The sequence below is a fragment of the Cobetia sp. SIMBA_158 genome (genome assembly GCF_046566945.1).
In the GTDB taxonomy this organism is placed as follows: Bacteria; Pseudomonadota; Gammaproteobacteria; order Pseudomonadales; family Halomonadaceae; genus Cobetia; species Cobetia amphilecti.
The window spans coordinates 1-272 of sequence record NZ_JAWJYL010000372.1; the positions used below are offsets into that span (position 1 = coordinate 1).

Annotated in this window: 1 protein-coding gene; it reads left to right on the forward strand. The window is 68.8% G+C overall.

Features of this window, described 5'->3' with window-relative positions; translation table 11 throughout:
- Nucleotides 1–272 (forward strand): cache domain-containing protein (locus R2R70_RS20340; RefSeq protein WP_410978951.1); only part of this gene is annotated, 272 nt, incomplete at both ends.

Below are 272 nucleotides of genomic sequence, written 5' to 3' on the forward strand. Positions count from 1 at the left end.
GGGCGGGTTCCAGGTGCTGACGCTCGGCCTGCCGGATCACACGGCATTCTCGAACATCCCGCTCGCGCCCGGTTACGATCCGACCGCGCGTCCGTGGTACAAGCAAGCGGTCGAGGCCGGCCGGCTGGTCGTCACCGCGCTGTATCAGGACGCGTGGACCGGCAAGCCGGCTTTTGCATTCGCGGTGCCGATCATGCGCGGCGGCGCGCTGAAGGGCGTGCTAGCGGCGAGTCTCTACATGGACCGTGCGAGCGCCATCCTCGCGTCGATGC